The organism is Bradyrhizobium sp. th-b2, assembly GCF_000426785.1.
Taxonomy (GTDB): Bacteria; Pseudomonadota; Alphaproteobacteria; order Rhizobiales; family Xanthobacteraceae; genus Bradyrhizobium; species Bradyrhizobium septentrionale.
The window spans coordinates 1-17,525 of sequence record NZ_AUGA01000087.1 but is presented as its reverse complement, the minus strand read 5'-3'; the positions used below and the strand labels follow the sequence as shown (position 1 = coordinate 17,525).

Below are 17,525 nucleotides of genomic sequence, written 5' to 3'. Positions count from 1 at the left end.
CTCGGCCTTAAAGCGCGCACTCTGGCGGTTGAGCGGGATATGCATGCCGAACTTGTCGAACAGGATCGTCGCCAGCAATTGTGGGCCGATGAAGCCGCGCGGCGTGGCATGGAACGGCGCGGGCGGCTGGCTGATCTTCTCGCAATCGCGGCAGGTGAACTTCTCGCGTACCGTCTCGATCAGCTTGAAGCGGCGCGGGATCTCCTCCAGCGTCTTGGTCACATCCTCACCGATCTTCGCCAGCCGCGATCCACCGCAGCAGGCGCAGGTCGTTGGAGTCTCAATGACGACGCGCTCGCGTTCGATGTCGTCCGGCCATGGCTTGCGCACCGGCCGCTTGCGCATGAAGGGGCGGACGTTCTGCGTCTTCGCCGCTGCGGCCTGCGCCGCAAGCTCATCCTCGCTCGCCGTGGTGACGAGTTCTTCGAGCTCCAACTCCAGCTGCTCGAGCAGCCGTGCCGCGCGCTCGGAGCGCTGCCCGTACAGTTCGCGTTTGAGCTTCTCGATCCGCAGTTCGAGATGCGCGATCAGCGCCTCGTTGTCCGACAGCTCCGCCCGCGCACTGGCAGCCACCGCCTCGGCTCGCAGCCGCGCCTCACGCTCGGCCTGCAGCGCCGCCAGGGCACTCGCAAGGTCCGATGGAAGATCGTCCGGCTTCGATATCATGAAGCCATTGAATCAGATCAAGCAGCAGATTCAAACCGTAAAACGGCTATCCGACCCGCGTCGGGCGCTGGGTTTCTTGAGGGTTGCGCCAATCGATCCCGGACAACAGATAGCTCAACTGCGCCGGAGAGATCGTTACCGATTCACCGGCAACCGATGGCCAGATGAACCTCCCTCTCACGAGTCTTTTGGTAAACAGGCATGCTCCCTGGCCATCGTCCCAGATCATCTTCACAAGATCGCTGCGGCGACCGCGGAAGACGAACAGATGACCGCTGAGCGGGTCTTTGCGCAACACCTCCTGCACTTGGAGTGCCAACGACGGAAAGCCTCTGCGCATATCCGTGTAGCCTGTCGCGAGCCACACTCGCGCGCCTGTCGGAACCGGGATCATCGGCGCACCAGGGCATCGAGAACTCGACGCAGCGCGTCTCCATCAACGTCGCCATCGACCCGGATGCGGTGTCCGCTACCAAGATCAATCTCGATGATGCCATGGCTCCTCCGTCGACGCGCCGGCGCCGTCGCGCAATGGCGCTTCGGCCACATCTCGCGGCGGCACAGACGGCCCAATCTCGACCGGCACTAACGGCGCTATACTCGTCTCACTGTGCTTGCAAAGCTCTTTGCGCCACCTGAACAGCTGGCTCACATGAAGGCCGGCCATGCGAGCCACCTCGGAAACAGTGGCTCCGGGCTCGAGCGATGCTGCAACTAGCCGTTCCTTCTCATCCTGCGACCACCGACGCCGCCGCTCGACCGTTGTGATCAACTCTGCCCGCGAAATCGTCATAGCGCTTCTCCTAGGATTACCCCTGGGACCTGCAGCGCTCGCGTCCGCCAAACAAGGCGGCCCTCAACGGAGGGATACGCCCGAAGGCCCGCCAGATGCGTTGCACCGTCGATACCGACAGGCCGCTGGCCTTCGCCATGCCGCGGGAACTCCAATGAGTGGCGTTCTCGGGGCAACTCTCCAACGTCCTCACGATCATGGCTTCGATACGGACATCGTCAACCGTACGTGGCGCCCCGGAGCGGGGCTCGTCATGCAGCCCGTCCACGCGCTGCTCCACAAAGCGCCGCCGCCACTTGCCTACCGTTGACCGGCCCAAGCCCAGCTTGGCCGCCACTTCCTTGTTTTGACCGCCTTCCGCGCAGGTCAGCACGATCCGGGCTCTCAGAGCCAGCGCCTGCGCCGTCTTCCGCCGCGTCGTCAGCGCCTTCAGTTCGGTGCGCTCTTCATCACTCAATGTCAGGGAGGCAAGTTGCTGGACCGCCATCAGATCCTCCGTCACTGCTGCTGCCTCCAGCCTTGGCACAGCGACGCGAACCTGCTGCGAATCTGCGATTGCGAACTTGTGACTCGGGACACTAGCCAGGGCGAAGACGCATCCGCCATCATGTTCGGCGAGGGCTTCGTGAAGGATGATGCACCGGGCTCAAATACAATATTTCCAATAGTCTCAAGCTGACTTGAGTGAACTCTCCGAAACCTTATTCCCGACAAACCAGTCGCCTTTGTAGCCCACGGTCTGCATGCTACGTTTAAAGCATATCCCGGTTCGTTAGGTCGGCTCCTATGGGGAGACAGTGAGAGAGCGCCGGGAAGAAGCTCCGAGCCAAGATAAACCGGCTGCGGTGAAGACCTCAGCCATCAACATGCGATCGCTATCATTGCCCCGAGCGGCGACGAGACGCCTCGCAGCATCCGCCGCGACGCTGTGCGCTTTCGCATGATAGGCCAGGAAGGTAATCTCCTTTAGAAACTCTGGCTTAATCGAGCCCACCTTGCGGGCTTGAAGCCAATGAAAGAGTTCACTTGCCCGCCCCGCCCCCGCCGCAGCAAGGGCCCATGCCATTTCTGCTTCTGCAGAGGGCTGCTGGCGCAGCAGTGCGTCCATGACCGCCCAGTTCTCATGTACGAGACCTAAACGGATGTAAGCCCGGGCGACGTCGACGAGGACCGACGGATGGAGAAGCTCCGGTTCATGGGAAAGTTCGGGCGGGCGCCCCTGGGCGAATCGAAACGGCAGCGTCTGACGCAAGGCAGCAACCGCTTTGTGCCCACGGCCGCGCCGCAGCTCGACCTCAACGATCTGCAAATACGTCCGCACGAGTTCACGTCTCACCTCGGCAGTCGGGTGCTGGGCCTTAACCCGTACCAGGATGTCCGCGCAGTCATCCGTACGGCCTAACTGCCGGTATTGGCCAGCCAAAAGCCGCATTAGCCCAATGTCGCGCGGGTGCTCGTCCAGTTGGCCTATCAGCAATCGGATTGAACCGGCGACGTCACCGGAACGAGCTCGGACCTTCGCTAACGCTGCAACAGTCGGCGGTGATCGGTCGCCAGCCTCGAACATTTGCTCAAGCAGATTGAGCGCGACTTGCGTATTGCCGGCCTCCAACTCGAGGAGCGCCAGTTCGCTTCCGCGAGGGACCAAAAGCGCGCTGAGCGAAACTGCCATGAGCACGAGAACAATCAGGAACACCGGAATCGACGGAGCCGCGGGCAGCAAGTCGCCAAGCTTTGGACCGTGATTGAGGCGCGGAAAGAAGGGCTTCATGGAGGAGGTACAATCCGGGTGAGATCTGGCGTGGCAACATAGGGAATAAACCCGTTTGCACGCTCCTCAGTGTAGATCTTCGCAATGTTTTCTTTGTCATTAGGATCCCAGTAGTCGAGCGAGAAGAGCTGCAGATTGGGGTCGCGGCCGCCAGCCGCCCACAACTGCTGGCGCTGCCACTCGTAATCCGACTCTGAGACGAAGCTGTAACGACCCGTTCCGGCATCGAACGTAGTGCGGACTGACTCGCCGAGAACCATGTCAAAATGACCTGCGATCAGCGGGAGTACCGCAAAGCCCCGGTTTATCATGATCAGAATGCCCGGAAAGGCCGTCCGAATTGCGCGGACGAGATCGGCAGCGCCCTCAACCATTCCTCCATAACGGCTCGGGTCCTGCCTCTCAAGGAATTCGGCCGAGTCAAGTGTATCAAGAAACACTCCATCAAAGCCTTTTTGAAGAATTCCGGGAACGAGGTCTTTTACCACGCGCCGGCGCCAGTTTTCATGTCGCAAGTCGATGAACCGTGCGTCTGGCCAGTTTGCGTTCGCTCCGAAAAGCAAGCCCTCAGCAGCGAGCTCGACAAAATAAGGGCGTCCAGAGTGGACCTCACTCAAGCTGAGATAGCCCAAGTAAGTCGCGTCGCGACGGAATCGGTCGAGAGGCGCGAGATTTAAATCGCTGTCGAGCGCCGCAAGGGCAAAGGCGCCAATGGCTGGATCTGTGCTCGCGCCATAATAGACGAGGAAAGGGATTTGGCCTTTCTTCCGTTTTTCGCTCAGCTGGGCTGCTCCCAAGAGAGACGGAGCACACGATATGATGCCTAGCAGGATCCCAAGTTGTCGGCGGCTGATCAAATGTGCCCTCTCCTCACGGGCCATGGGTAATCGCCAGACTTCTCTGCCCCTCCGCAAGAGCGAAGCAATCTCGCCTTTGGCCAGCGAGCGGTTGCGCGACGGTCGCACCCGTTTGCAGAACTTCATCGACGTATCTCCAAGAGCCGAAGGCGTGACGACAGAATTGACGCAAAGGCGCGGCTCGACTCTTCGGTACAGCGACGAAACAAAATACAGATCATCGCGACTAGCGAATCGGAGTCAGCTTCGGAAGTTGGCACGCGAACAACGTGACATCCGGTGGCCGGCTCGTTTTCGACCACGCCAACCATTGCTCCATACTGCCCGTTTACGGTCATCATGGCATTGGTCGTGGTTGAGGACACAATGCCGCCCCACTGCTCGTGTCGACGGCAACAGGCCGTTCAAACACGCAGATCTCAGACGCGTCTCGCTCAAGACTACGGCTGCGGCCCCTCGTCCGCTGGCGATAGGCTGTAAGTTGGTCGGCCCATCCATTGCCCGAAGACCGGTGATCCGGCGAAATGAGTTCATTCATTCGTCAACGCCGCTGGAGCTAAATGCCATAATGATAGTATCCCGCCTAACCAACTTGTTTCCTGAAATGCAGTTGAATCCTTAGACCCTTGCTCCCGGAAGGGTGTGTTAGGGACAAGACGCAGCTTCTCCGACGCAATTGTAATTGGTACGCTTTCTGCGAACCAACGAAAAAATCTGATTTGTATCAGACCCAGCGCATACTCGGCGGTTCTAACGCGGTGGACAAGCCATTGGCATTCGACAAGGCAAGATCGCAACGAACCGGGTCCAGAACGACCGAAGCAGAGCTGACGTTGTAGATCGAGGCGACTCTTCAGCTAAGCCTTCAGCGCTCGCGAAAAGCGCGTTCGAACTGATCTGTGAGCGGTTTCGTCAGATATGACAGCGCGGTTCGTGCTGACGTCTCGATGAAGGCGTCGACCGGCATCCCGGGAAGCAGCTTGTGATCGGTAAGCCGAGCGAGTTCGCCGCTGTCGGGAGTAATACGAGCGGTATAGTAGAACTGTCCTGTTTCCTTGTCCCGGGTGGCATCCGGAGACAACCGGGTCACCACTCCCTCCACCTCCGGCGTCGTGCGCTGGTTGAAAGCGGTGAATCGCAACATGCTTTGCCGTCCGATCTTCAGCTGGTCGATATCTGTACTTGGGATATGAACCTCGACAGACAATAAATCGCTGCTGGGAACGACCAGCATCAACTGTTCGGCCGGGTTAACCACGCCGCCGACGGTATGGACGCTGAGTTCGTGAATGATCCCGTCGATCGGAGCCCTGAGTTCGACCCGCCGCAGCTGATCCTCAGCCGCGATTTTTCTTTCCTGCAGCTCTGCGATGCGGCCCTCGACCTCACGCAGCTCTTTTTGCGCGTCGGAGAAGCGGTTCTGGTCAACGGCGAGAATCTTGAGCCGCGTTTCCGCGATCTCGCCACCGATTTTGGCGATTTGCGCCACCAGTGTTCCGATCTCGCCCTCAATCCGGGTCTCGTCGCGCTGCAGGCTTAGCACGCGTGTTACCGGCAGCAGATTTCGCTTATAGAGATCATTGACTCGCGATAACTCCTCACGAATCAACGCTACTTCGCGGGCCTTGGCGGAGTTCTGCAGCGTCAGCCCCTTGACCTCGTCTTCGTTCTGCTTGATCCGCTCGCCGAGTTGCGCCTTCTGTCCGTTCAACGATCCCAGTCGCGCATGAAATAACCGCCGCTCTCCGCTGGCGACCCGCTCCGCTTCCTGGCCGGATGCTGTGAAGCCGGGTGGGAACTCCAGGTCGTCCCGATCGTCACGCTCGGCGGCCAAGCGCGTCTTCCGGCCAACCAACTCGGTCAATTGCGATGTGACGATGCCCAGCAAGGCGCGCGCCTGCGTCCCGTCCAGCTTGACCAGCAGATCACCGGCGGAGACGCGACTGCCGTCTCTTACGAGAATCTCTCCAATCACCCCGCCCTGCTGATGCTGAATCTTTTTGCTGCTGCCGTCAACCACAACGATCCCATGCGCGATTACGGCTCCCGACAGGGTCGCCACGCTGCCCCAACCGAAAACGGCAAGTGCAACCAGGCCGGAAAGAGCCAGGCCGGTAGCAAGTGGACGCCGCAGCTCGGCGACATCCACCGGCGAAGCCGCCGGGCGGGCTCCTGTCGAGCGCCGCAAGTTTTTGTTCAGGGCTACAACCGAAGCCGTCATGCCGAAATCACTCCGTTTCAACTCATCAACTGACAGCGGTCCGAACCGGATGGACCAAGACCTTCTTCAGCACCTCGTCTTTCGGGCCGAATGCGCTCAATCGCCCCGCATTGATCATGGCGACGTGATCGACGGAGTTGAGCGCGCTGGGCCGATGCGCAATGACAAGCACGATGCCGCCACGGTCCCGAACGCCCTGGATTGCCGCTGACAACGCGCATTCACCTTCGGCATCGAGGTTCGAGTTGGGCTCGTCGAGAACGACCAGGAAGGGGTCACCGAACAGCGCGCGGGCGAGCGCGACGCGCTGGCGCTGGCCCGCGGAAAGCGCCGAGCCATCGGGGCCGACATTGGTCTCGTAGCCAACGGGAAGGTGGAGGATCATATCGTGGACGTCGGCGGCCTTGGCCGCCGCGATGATGGCCCGGCTGTCCGGCTCCTCCTCGAGGCGGCAGATGTTCTCTGCAATGGTCCCTTCGAACAGCGTAACGTCCTGCGGTAGATAGCCGATATGCTTGCCCAATTCGTCGGACGTCCAGCCATCGAGCTCGGCGCCGTCAAGGCGAACGGACCCATGCAGCAGCGGCCACACGCCGGTAATTGCACGCGCCAGCGACGATTTGCCTGCCGCGCTGGGACCGATTATCGCCAGCGCCTGGCCGGACCGCAGCTCAAAACCCACGTCGCACAGAACAGGACGTTGGGTACCGGGCACACACACCGTTGCATTCGCCAGCGTCAGCCGCTCGACTGGAGGCGGAAGAGCCAACGACGGCGCAGCGACCGTAAACCTGTCGAGCATCTTCGACAGCCGATCAAAACTATGCCGTGCGGCCAGAAAGTTGCGCCAGTGCGCAATTACCTGCTCGACCGGGGCCATTGCCCGGGAAGTGGTGATCGAGGCAGCGATGATTGCCCCGCCGGTGACTTCGCCGCGAATGGTCAGGTACGCACCCAACCCCAGGATGGCCGATTGCAGCGTCAAGCGCAGGAACTTGGAGACGGCAGCCAGCTTCGAGGTCACGTCGCCCGCCTTGACCTGCAGCGTCAGATAACTTTGGTTGGCCCTTTCGAACCGATGGACGGCGCGGCCGACGAATCCCATCGCCTGCAGCGTCTCCGCATTTCTCGCGTTGGCGTCGGCTATCGCCTTACGAGCGGCGTCAGCGCGCGCGCTCGCCCGCACCTCGTGGCGCGACAGCAATTCGGACAGGAACGTGAGTAGGACGAGGAGCAGCACCCCCGCAAGGCACATCACCCCGAGCAAAGGATGCAGCAAGAACACAACAGCGAGATAGAGCGGCATCCAGGGCAAATCCAGGAAGGCGACCGGACCGCCGCTGGCGAGAAAGGTACGGATCGTGTCAACATCGCGCACCGGCTGCTGCGCCGTCGATCTTGACGCACCTTTGAGGGGCAGGTTGACGGCCATGGCTTGCACCGAGCCAGCGACGCGGCGATCGAACAGAACCGCAGCGCGGCCCGATGCCTGGTTGCGCAGCAGGTCGAAGACGCCATAGAAAGCGTACAGGACGAACATCAGGACAGACAAAGATACCAGCGTCGGCACGCTGTGGCTCGCCAATACGCGATCATAGACCTGAAGCATGTAGAGGGAACCGGTCAACGTCAGCAGGTTGATGATCCCCGATATCACTGAAACAGCCAGAATCGCACCGCGAAAGCCCGCAAAGGCCCCGGCAAGATCGGAAGTTTGGTTCTTGGGCTGATCGCCCGGCTTCTTCGGCAATGTCCTGTACCTATTGCAATAGAGAAACGACACGTGCCGGAGCACTGATAGATCGGCGTCCGGCAATTACTCGGCTGCTCCTCTCTCCCGCTGGTCAGCTATCAAACGAAATGGATGTCAGCGGTGGCGCTGGCCTTGAGCATCGACAACGTCACATTATTCAGCGTAATCGTGTCTGTTGGATCCAGCGTGATCAGCACATTGCTGCCTTGTTGCACCACAGTAACCGGCCCACCCGCGGCGTTGAGGGCCGCCCCATTGACAAGCGCGGTCTCGGTCGTACCGGCGGCGAACATGGACGACGATAGCTCCAGAAAATCGTGGTTGGCGTTGGTCATATTGGCCGTGAAATCGGTGATCACGTCCTTGCCGAAGCCGGCATGATTGAACACGAACGTATCGGCGCCGTCGCCGCCGGAGAGCCTGTCGTTCCCCACTCCGCCCTCCAGGTGGTCTTTGCCTCCATTGCCGAAGAGCGTGTCATTGCCGATGCCGCCTGTGATGGTGTTCGCCAGACCGTTGCCATTGCCGGTGAAGTTACCGGTTCCGAAGTGAGTCAGATTCTGCACGTTGCCCGGCAATGTGTAGCTGGCGAGCGTGGTCATCACGGTCGCGTTCGTGCTGCCCGCCGTCTCGTTCACGGTGGTCGAAGAACTGGTGACGGTGAAGGTGTCTGCGCCGCCGCCGCCCCTGAGGACCACATTGGCGAGACCGGCATCGCCCAATGAATCGGCGCCCGCTCCGCCGGTGATCTGTTCGCCGGCCACTGTTGCCGTCGCGGTGAAACTTTCGCTGCCGGTATAGACCAGCCTCTCGACGTTGGCTGGCAACTGGTAGGTCGATAGCGTCGTCTGCACGGTGTCCGTGCCGTTGTTGGCGGACTCTGCGATGATGGTGCCAGGGTTGCTCACGATGAAGGTATCGTTACCCGCGGCGCCGAGCAGCTTGATCCCGCTCTGGCCGTTGTCATTCAGAATGTCCGCCCCAGCGCCGCCGTCCAGCGTCTGGTTAGCCGCGCCGGCTGTCAGGGTGTCAGCACCTCCAAGCCCCGAAATGATCGCGCCCGTCATCGAGCTCGTCAGCGCGTCATTGCCGGTGGTTCCGTTGACCGCCGTCGGTGGAATCCCCGTGCTGCCACCGAGTTGCGCGGCCGTCAGGACGAGCCCGCCGTTGAATTGGAACAACTCGAAATTGCTGAAGGTCGTGGTGCCGTCCGGCGAACCTGCCCTCGTATCGGTCAGGCTGAGGCTGCCGTCCGGATTTGCGGCGACCCTGTACTGCGCGAACTGGCCGGTGAACAAGGCGGTATCGGTGCCGTCGCCGCCGTTGAGAATGCTTGTGCCGTCAAAGCCACTGAACGTGTTGCCCAGCGCGTTACCGGTGGCGGTGATGCCGGCGCTGGCCGTGTAGACGAGGTTCTCCGCATTGTTGGGCAACACATAGTTTCTAAGGTTGGTGCGAACCGTGTCCGTACCGGCATTGGTTTGCTCGACAATAACATCATTCGCCCTTGTCACGACGTAGGTGTCGTCGCCGGCTCCGCCGCTCATGGTATCGACGAGGCTTGCCGCAGCGGCTGTACCTGCGTCGCGAAGCGTGTCATTGCCATCGGCGCCGTCCAGGATGGTGTTGCCGCCGATGCCCGCCGTCAGCGTGTCGTTGCCTGCCAGCCCGAGGATGATCTGGCCTGAGTTAGCAATGGCGGAGCCGGTCAAGACGTCGTTGCCCGGTGTTCCCATGACAACGGAAAACGCCAACTGGGCCTGAGTCAGCACAAGGCCGTCGCCAAACCGGAAGTTCTGGATGTTGATATCGGTATCCGTGCCGTCGGGCGCACCTGCACGCAGGTCGGCCACGGTAACGCTGCCGTCTGCATTCTGCGTATAACTGTAATTGTTCACGATGCCGGAATAGACTGCGGTATTTGTAGCGCCACCGCCGTTGAGGACGTCGTTGCCACCTCCACCGTTGATGATGTCGTTGGCCGAGCCACCAAAGAAGATGTCGTTGCCGCTCGACGCGACAGCGGCCGCACCGTCCGAGACCGTGACATTATGCTGAACCTGCACACCCTGCGGTGAACTCGTAGAGACCGCCAGTAGCCCGTCATTGAATACCAGCGACAGATCGGCTCCGTTGAGCGTGGCGAGCGGTGCGCCCTGGATCGAGACGATATTCGCGCCCGGCGTCTTGACGTGAATGTCGACCACGCCGTCGCCTGTCATCGAGAAGGCCAGGTTCGCTCCGTCGCCGGTCACAGACAGGAGGTCGGCGCGCATCGGCAGCGCCTCGATATGCGTGACATCGTCCTGCGTCGCGCCGAGGGTGACTTTGAAAGTCCCGCCGCCGTACGGCAGAAAGATGCTGTCGCTGTCGTAGGCGTACCAGTTGCCGGCGTTCTGAATGACCTGACCGGCGGCGTTGGTGACGTTCAAGGCCATCCCGCCAAGGTCCGGCGCCGTCGGATCCGGCGTAATCGTCGCGGTGATGACGTTGCCATTGGTGGTTTCGGAAATCGTCGCCTTCTGCTGCGCGGCGATGCGGGCGGCGAGCGTCTCCATGGTCACGAACTCATAGCCCGCATTGTAGGCGTAGGCGATGAAGTCCGTGAACATCTGGGTCGTATAACCCGGATCACCGCCGGCGCCGTTGGTATCCCAATTGGTAGCGCCATAGTCGTGCCACGGCCATACGATGATCGGCGCCTGGGAATTGGCCGATAGCTGATTAAACAGCGCCTGCCAGTCGGCCAGCGCCTGCTCGGGTGTCTTGTTCTGAAACTGGATTTCAGTGAAGTCGAAGGTGATGTTGGGCGCGATATAGACCGAACCGGTATTGGTCGGATCAATATAGCCAAAGGCGTTGGGATAGCCGGCCCCTGCCCCGGTCCAGCCGCCGGTGACGTAGCCGGTGAGCCCGCCCGCCACGCTCTGGTAGTACTGCATGATCTGCTGGGACGTACTCACGGTCTCGGCGGCGCCGGGCACGGCCGCACCGGCGATCGCGACGCCGATCTGCTGCTGCAAGATCGTCTTCGATTGTCCGAACTCGTAATTGAAGGTCCAGTTGGGCGCCGAACCGTTGGCTGGCGGCGTGACGTAGAGCGTGTTGGTGTTCTCGTTCCAGGTGGAGACCGGTGGATTGATGAGGTGGGTATAGGAGTGATTGCCGATCTCGCTGCCCATCGCGACGATCGACCGATAGTAGGGTGCGGAAACCGCCCAGTTGGTGAAGTTCTCGTTGTTCGGATTGGCGTTGTCGCCGATGTTGGCGTAGTAGGTGCCGACAAAACTATATTGCTGTTTCCACTGCTGCAGGATCGGGATCAGAAGGTCGTAGATACCGGCTTGGCCGCCTTCCGGCGAGACGTCGGACCGGAATTGCGACTGGTCCAGATCAGTGCGCGAGGCGACGATGCCGGCCATGCGGGAGGTATCTAGCGACAGGCTCGGCGTGGTGCCGAACACCGCATTCTGGATGGCGTGCTGCAGCAGATTGCTGTCGCCGAGCAGGCCGGTGGTCGCGAACAAGGTGTTGGTGCCGCCGGTGGTCGTCTGCACTACGCCGGCGACAGAGGCTCCGCCCTGAACGTTGATATCCGCGAGCGTCGTGGCCGGCTGCGTGACGCCGGAGAAGGTCTGGTATCCCGTGTTGGTGTAGTAGCCCGCCGGCGTCCCAGCGAACTGACCGCTGGCGCCGCCGATGAGTTCGCCGGCCGCGTAGCCGGCCATGATCGGATTGTGATTGGCAAGCGCCGCGGGATCTGCCGTTACCGAATAGGTTGCCGTACCGAACCCGCCCAGCGTCACGTCCAGCAGCGCCTGCATGTTGGCGTAGGAATTGCCCGGCAGCGGCGCCCCGATCTCATCGTTGGTCAGGAAATTGCCCGCCGTAATGATCGGCACGTGATAGCCGTACACCACATGGCTCAAGGCACTCACGATCGAGGCGACCTGGCTCGACTGGACATTCTCCATGTCCGGGAAGATCAGCGCACTGTATTGCGAGAGCTTGGCAACATTGGTGAGGTCGGCCTCGGTCAGGAGGTCATAGGAGACCCCGGCAGCCGCCGCCTGATGCTGCGCCGCCATGAACAGATCGGCATAAGCGGTTTGACCAGCCGCCGAGCCGCCGAAATACAGCGCGGCGGTGGTCGCGGAAAAAACGATGCCGACCTTCTTGATGGTGTGATCCACCGGGACCAGCGTCGATGGATCGGTGATGACGTATTGCGGGTTGGTGAAATCGCCGGGCAGAGCCACCTCTCCGTTATTGATCAACGCGGCAAAGTTGATCGAGGTGGGTGCGGGACCGCCGGTCGGCGTCAGCAGCGCCTGCGGGATCGCGACTTCGACGCTTTCGCCATCGCTGGAAACGCCGAAATTGAGCGGCGCGCCCTTGTTGAGCAGGGTTTCTGTGCCGGCAGATGTGCGCGAGTACAGGTAGGGTTGAAGCACGGTATTCGCGTCGAGCAGGAACTTCACCTCATATTCAGCCCCTATTGCACTGCCGAAAACCAAATATCCGGTTGCAGCATTTTGATCCGTATTGAGATAGATCGAGGTATTAGCGGCGATGACCGGATCGGTCGCGACAGCCGCGTTGATGCCGACCACATAGTTCTTGCCGGTCGCATCGTCAACGAGCGCGCCATAGACCTGATAATTGGCGACAGTGTTTCCCGGTCTCTCGACAATGTCATTCAGCGACCAATCGGCGAATCGCCCATCGAGCGTCAAGTTTCCAATTGTTGCCGCCATTTGTGTGATCCCTCAAACCGTTTTGCGTCTTCCTTCGCCATGGCTATGACGTTGCGAGGCCGCATGACCTGATGCACGGAGACAATATCCTTCCGACGTCGCGCCGAATTATCGCGGGATTCGAAATGCTGCGATTGATCTGACTTCGACAAGGCGGGTGACCTGCCTCTTGTTGACGGCATACTAAAATGTAAAAGGAGCAAGCCTGTCCAACGGGAATCCCTGTTGCGTGTCAGACTTCGTCTCACATTCCTTGAGAGCGCTGGGTCTCAGCCATCGCCAAAGAGGCCATGCGCCGCCACAGACGAATTCCGCGCCCCAGTCAATCGAGTGGGCTCGCTTCTTGGACAAATGGGCCCGACTGACATCCGGAAACTCACTTAAGCGGCTCTCTTCCTAGTCATCTGGAACGCAAGTTCGTCACATTATATGATAGCTCGAATCTCTCTCGATAGAGGAGAGCGCTTGTGGCGAATGCGGGTGTGAGAGGCCGGCCGATCGAGCCGTTGGTGCTGAGTGCGCAGGAGCGGACGTACTTGGAGAGACAAGTTCGTCGTCATCGTATTGCCCGGTCGCTATCTGAGCGATGCCGCGCGATCCTGCGGTGTGCGGACGGGTTGCCAAGCAAGTCCGTGGCTGCCGAACTCGGCATCCACGAGCACACCGTTGGCAAGTGGCGCCGCCGGTTTTTGAAGGATCGCTGTGATGGCCTGCTCGACGAGGCCCGCCCTGGCCGCCCTCGCACCATCAACGACGATCAGGTTGCAGCCGTGATCGAGCGAACGCTGCGTACTACGCCAGCCGACGCGACGCACTGGTCGATCCGCTCGATGGCTGCGGAGACTGGCTTTTCCCACACCACGATCCGCCGAATGTGGTCGGCGTTCGGCTTGCAGCCGCACCGTAGCCAGACATTCAAGTTGTCGAGCGATCCACTGTTCGGCGACAAGGTGCGCGATATCGTCGGCCTTTACCTGTCCCCACCGAACCGAGCCCTTGTCCTCAGCATCGATGAGAAAAGCCAGATCCAGGCGCTTGATCGCGAGCAACCGGTCTTGCCGATGATGCCTGGCGTGCCGGAACGTCGTACGCACAGCTATGTGCGGCATGGTACGACCTCGCTGTTTGCCGCGCTCGATGTCGCCTCAGGGTTCGTCATCGGCAAATGCTACAAGCGCCACCGAGCAGTCGAGTTCTTGAAGTTTTTAAAAGAGATCGATGCTCAAGTTCCTGAAGGCCTCGATGTCCATATCGTTATGGATAACTACGCCACCCACAAGACACCCAAGATCAAAGCGTGGCTCACCCGCCGGCCTCACTATCATGTCCATTTTACGCCGACTTCCGCGTCGTGGATCAATCAGTAGCGCTGGTTCGCTGAACTCACCAGAAAGCAAATCCAGCGAGGTGTTCACACCTCCGTCAGGCAGCTCGAGGCCGACATCCGGACCTTCATCGACCTGCACAACCAAAACCCGAAGCCCTTCAAATGGACCAAGTCCGCAGACCAGATTTTGGCTTCCGTCAAACGCTTCTGCCACAAAGCCCAACAGACATTATGTGGCGAACTTTAGATTCACGTGACTAGTGTCCTGAATCATAAGTTCGGCAGACTCCAAATCGGCTCGATCATGGCGGACTCTCCTGATTTGGGGGAGGATTGGTCATGGGTCGATGGTTTGCCTCGCTGGGGCTCGATGAGGTGGAACGCGCTGAGTTGACGTCGCTGGCGTCGCGCCGAAGCACGGCTCAGGCGTTGGCGCTGCGGGCTCGGATCATCCTGGCCTGTGCCGTAGGCGAGCAGAGCAAGGTCGTGGCGACCCGCCTGGGCATTGATCCGGACACGGTCGGCAAGTGGCGTCGGCGCTTTGCCGAGCATCGGCTGGGAGGGCTTTGGGAGCCGCGATCGGGGACGCCGCGCTGCGAAACCGGAACACGTCCTTCGTGATTGACGGCGAGGCCGTGCTCGGCGTCGACGGCATATCAGTCCCGCAAGTACATGACGAGATGCAGTTCTACGCCTTCGATATCCTGGCGAAAGGCGGCGAGGATCATCGCAAACTGTCGCTATCGATGCCCAAGATCAACCTGGTGCGGCTGTTAGCGCGTCGCGTCGACGGGATCTTCCAGCGACTTCGAGCAGGGCGAGATCGGCCCCGACCTGTTCCGCTACGTCTACCTGATGGGACTGGAAGGGCTGGTTTCCAAGCACCGCGAGCAGCCGCGATCCGTCAATCTGAGTTTTATGGCGCCATCAGCAATAACCACTGAGGCAAGCGAGCCGCTGCGTCGCACGTCAACGGGTTCGGTAGGAGTTGCGTCAGACCCGAGTCTGAATAGGCGTTCTGAGGCGTCGCGACTGTGCCGGCCTGGATCACGAAGAGCCGACAGCCAGGCGCAGCCTTGCCGGTCAGGTCGAATTGCGGGGTGAGACTGAAGCCAGGGACGGTGCCGGCGGCCAAAGCCAAGGACGCCAACAGAAGTAACGGCGAAGCAGTGACCGTCGCTAAGCCGATCATTCGAAGAAACTTGCTGCGCATTCTTATCCTCGCATGCATCTAACGTGCTGCGAGCCTAAGAGACTGCCGCTTTACTGGTCTATGCGAGGTCCGCGGCTTTTGCGGTCAAAGATCATCATCCGAAGATTGTTCATTCTGTTGATTTTGCGAGCCACCCCATGCCGGCTCGGGTGAACGGACGTTTAACCATGCATAGGAGGTCTTCCCGCTCGGGGAATTGGTGGGTGCCAGCCTATTTTAACCCTCAGTGGTCTGGGTTTGATCCACCGCAAAGGTTCTCACCCAAAACTAGTTAATGATGTTTTCTATCACCGGGCTCCGGTTCGGCCGTCGCCGGTGACTGAGAGTGTTGTGCTCCCGCCGTTAAATGCGGTGACGTATGCGCATATCCGAGCCCGCTTGGGCCAATTGCTTTAGGCATCTATCGAAATGCCCCGGAGACAATTGGTGTGCCCTTCAGTTTCCGAAGTGCGCCGGATGCCCGAATGCCGCCGCGTTGCCTCATCATTCAGTGGGCGCGCTTGAAGACCCGATGGAATCGGACGAGATCAAAGGGTGGCTTTGCGGGCTTAAGCCATACAGGGATTTCTGTCGCCATCAAAAAGTACGGCCCCCCAGAGTGGGTAGGGTCCCGATCCACTGCTGATGCAGTACCGTCAGCCCTCGTTAGCCTTTTCGAGCTGACTCCGTGGGGCTTACCAGCGGGCAATGTGGGAAGGCCGCGCAAACTATGACAAGCGAAAACGCGCCTTCAAGGCCGATTGGAGCCGCGTGGGAAGCGGTGACACTCGGTGAGGCGGCCAACGTCGCGCTAGCCATCTGGGCCGCAATAGTCGCGGCCCACATCACCGCAGCGTCGGTGTATTTTTGGCTTGAGCAGCGCAGCCCGGCATGGTTGGCCGCTCTTGCGATTTTGGCATACTGGCCGATCTTGGTGCTGATCACATGTCTCGGCCTTGCTTTTAAACATCTAATCCGGCCTCTGATTGAGCAAGTCAAACGGAGAAGGCCCGGTACCAAAAGCCGCCCATTAGTAAGGGCGCCTCAGTTGGCGGCCTCTTCGTCATCATCGACGTCGTCGCCGTATTCAAATGACAGCTGAGTTGGTTCAGTAATCGTGGATGCAATCGATCAAGTTTTGCTTTAAAGGCCGTTTCGATTCGGCGCGGGTCATGGACAAACAACCGATACCCGTCGGTGAACAGATCATCACCATCGTCTTGCTGGTGATCTTCGCGCTCGTGATTTGGTACGGCGCCATGATCTGAGACTTCTTTCTTTGGAGTGGGCCTTGTCTAGCCAGAGAAGCCTTTGGCGAAATTGATCACTTCACCCCATCGAGACGCGTGTCGACCCAGCCGACCTTGCTGCAGGCGGTGCATTTGAGGTGCGCCGAGATGTCATACAAATCCCAGAATTCGGGCTCAACGCTGCCCGTTTAAAATACACACGGGCAGCGTTGGCTCTAGCCCCAGGATGTAAAGCGCAAAATCCTGACGAGTAGAATACTGCGCAGGCGCGCAATCGTTTCGTACCTCGGAGGGGGTAGCTCGCTGATCGTTGTTCGTAGGAACGAATTGATACGGCAAGAGTCGGCGTTCCAGCTCGCAGTCGCTCCTCAGCCCCTGGGAGTAGCGATCCCTGGCGCTGTGACTAACGTCCGGCGCTGGGGGCGCTGGTTAGCTGTCGAAGCGAATTCGGAACATCAGTCGTCAATCTCGCTTAATGACCAGGAGATCGTAGATTGAGCCTGTAAGATTTTTAAGCGGTATCCGATATCCGTCTTCGCCTTCGTGGTGGACAGTGTCTTGAGCCACGCGCTGGAAAGCACCTAGGTCGTTCGAACCATTACCGGCGGGCTGGATTGAGAATGTACGATCATCGACGATTGTAGTGCGGTGCAGCCTCGATCCCTTACGAAGCTTATCGAAGTAGCTCATTCGCATCCTCTCCAGAAAACAATCCAAATAGCAAAAGCGGCAATACCTTATTTGGTTCCGTTCCTGCGGAGGAACCTCGGCCTTGTAACCATGGTGGTTATCTGGATGGTCTTCTTCCAACCTGAAGCGGTGGCGTCCTTCTTTCACGCTTGGGCTTTTGAGACGCGCTGGGAGCAGGCTGCTCACGATCTCCAGTTTTCTGAAAATGGCGCGCGGCCCCCAATGTCCTGCCAGTTAGGCGTAACGTG

Annotated in this window: 12 protein-coding genes and 1 pseudogene; 3 read left to right on the top strand and 10 right to left on the bottom strand. The window is 59.9% G+C overall.

What is annotated here, in order from left to right; all coding sequences use genetic code 11:
- The 9 genes from K359_RS0142455 to K359_RS0142415 form a co-directional block, all read right to left on the bottom strand.
- A partial coding sequence (locus tag K359_RS0142455) for an IS66 family transposase zinc-finger binding domain-containing protein (protein ID WP_029084577.1) occupies positions 1-666 on the bottom strand: 666 nt, incomplete at its 3' end.
- A gap of 46 nt (positions 667-712) precedes the next feature.
- Complete coding sequence (gene tnpB, locus K359_RS0142450; RefSeq protein ID WP_029084576.1) at positions 713-1,060, bottom strand: IS66 family insertion sequence element accessory protein TnpB; 348 nt, start codon at positions 1,058-1,060, stop codon at positions 713-715.
- Positions 1,061-1,144: 84 nt separating this feature from the next.
- Positions 1,145-1,459, bottom strand: a complete 315-nt coding sequence (locus K359_RS66445; protein ID WP_084518735.1) for a transposase — start codon at positions 1,457-1,459, stop codon at positions 1,145-1,147.
- A 16-nt stretch (positions 1,460-1,475) separates the two neighbouring features.
- Positions 1,476-1,961, bottom strand: a complete 486-nt coding sequence (locus K359_RS55170) for a helix-turn-helix domain-containing protein (RefSeq protein ID WP_245284887.1) — start codon at positions 1,959-1,961, stop codon at positions 1,476-1,478.
- A 282-nt stretch (positions 1,962-2,243) separates the two neighbouring features.
- Complete coding sequence (locus K359_RS0142435; protein WP_029084575.1) at positions 2,244-3,230, bottom strand: lipopolysaccharide assembly protein LapB; 987 nt, start codon at positions 3,228-3,230, stop codon at positions 2,244-2,246.
- Positions 3,227-4,213 carry an endo alpha-1,4 polygalactosaminidase gene (locus K359_RS0142430; RefSeq protein WP_084518734.1) on the bottom strand — a complete coding sequence of 329 codons (987 nt, stop codon included), beginning with the start codon at positions 4,211-4,213 and terminating at the stop codon, positions 3,227-3,229. The genes K359_RS0142435 and K359_RS0142430 overlap by 4 nt, the downstream gene beginning before the upstream one ends.
- 739 nt (positions 4,214-4,952) lie before the next feature.
- The gene (locus K359_RS0142425) at positions 4,953-6,308 is read right to left on the bottom strand and encodes an HlyD family type I secretion periplasmic adaptor subunit (RefSeq protein WP_029084573.1); all 1,356 of its coding nucleotides are present in this window, start codon (positions 6,306-6,308) and stop codon (positions 4,953-4,955) included.
- Positions 6,309-6,333: 25 nt separating this feature from the next.
- Positions 6,334-8,058: a type I secretion system permease/ATPase gene (locus K359_RS55165; protein ID WP_051346738.1), complete on the bottom strand. Its 1,725-nt coding sequence runs from the start codon at positions 8,056-8,058 to the stop codon at positions 6,334-6,336.
- 101 nt (positions 8,059-8,159) lie between these two features.
- On the bottom strand, positions 8,160-12,818 hold the full coding sequence (locus K359_RS0142415) for a hypothetical protein (protein ID WP_156928993.1): 4,659 nt from the start codon (positions 12,816-12,818) through the stop codon (positions 8,160-8,162).
- A 467-nt stretch (positions 12,819-13,285) separates the two neighbouring features.
- Between K359_RS0142415 and K359_RS55160 the strand changes: the two are divergent.
- The 3 genes and pseudogenes from K359_RS55160 (at position 13,286) to K359_RS62270 (ending at position 15,089) form a co-directional block, all read left to right on the top strand.
- Positions 13,286-14,392 (top strand): annotated as a pseudogene (locus tag K359_RS55160) (IS630 family transposase).
- 92 nt (positions 14,393-14,484) lie between these two features.
- Positions 14,485-14,766 carry a helix-turn-helix domain-containing protein gene (locus tag K359_RS55155; protein WP_051346737.1) on the top strand — a complete coding sequence of 94 codons (282 nt, stop codon included), beginning with the start codon at positions 14,485-14,487 and terminating at the stop codon, positions 14,764-14,766.
- Positions 14,763-15,089 carry a hypothetical protein gene (locus K359_RS62270; protein ID WP_156928992.1) on the top strand — a complete coding sequence of 109 codons (327 nt, stop codon included), beginning with the start codon at positions 14,763-14,765 and terminating at the stop codon, positions 15,087-15,089. Before K359_RS55155 ends, K359_RS62270 begins: the two co-directional genes overlap by 4 nt.
- A gap of 1,960 nt (positions 15,090-17,049) precedes the next feature.
- Here K359_RS62270 and K359_RS0142385 read toward each other — a convergent pair.
- A complete protein-coding gene (locus tag K359_RS0142385; RefSeq protein WP_029084570.1) occupies positions 17,050-17,277 on the bottom strand; it encodes a hypothetical protein in 228 nt (75 codons plus the stop codon).
- Positions 17,278-17,525: the final 248 nt, after the last annotated feature.

Bases quoted from the DNA above. Each gene is read 5' to 3' on its own strand.
- K359_RS0142385 (WP_029084570.1), bottom strand. From the start codon at position 17,277: ATGAGCTACTTCGATAAGCTTCGTAAGGGATCGAGGCTGCACCGCACT.
- K359_RS0142430 (WP_084518734.1), bottom strand. From the start codon at position 4,213: ATGAAGTTCTGCAAACGGGTGCGACCGTCGCGCAACCGCTCGCTGGCC.
- K359_RS66445 (WP_084518735.1), bottom strand. From the start codon at position 1,459: ATGACGATTTCGCGGGCAGAGTTGATCACAACGGTCGAGCGGCGGCGT.
- K359_RS0142425 (WP_029084573.1), bottom strand. From the start codon at position 6,308: ATGACGGCTTCGGTTGTAGCCCTGAACAAAAACTTGCGGCGCTCGACA.
- K359_RS0142435 (WP_029084575.1), bottom strand. From the start codon at position 3,230: ATGAAGCCCTTCTTTCCGCGCCTCAATCACGGTCCAAAGCTTGGCGAC.
- K359_RS0142415 (WP_156928993.1), bottom strand. From the start codon at position 12,818: ATGGCGGCAACAATTGGAAACTTGACGCTCGATGGGCGATTCGCCGAT.
- tnpB (WP_029084576.1), bottom strand. From the start codon at position 1,060: ATGATCCCGGTTCCGACAGGCGCGCGAGTGTGGCTCGCGACAGGCTAC.
- K359_RS55155 (WP_051346737.1), top strand. From the start codon at position 14,485: ATGGGTCGATGGTTTGCCTCGCTGGGGCTCGATGAGGTGGAACGCGCT.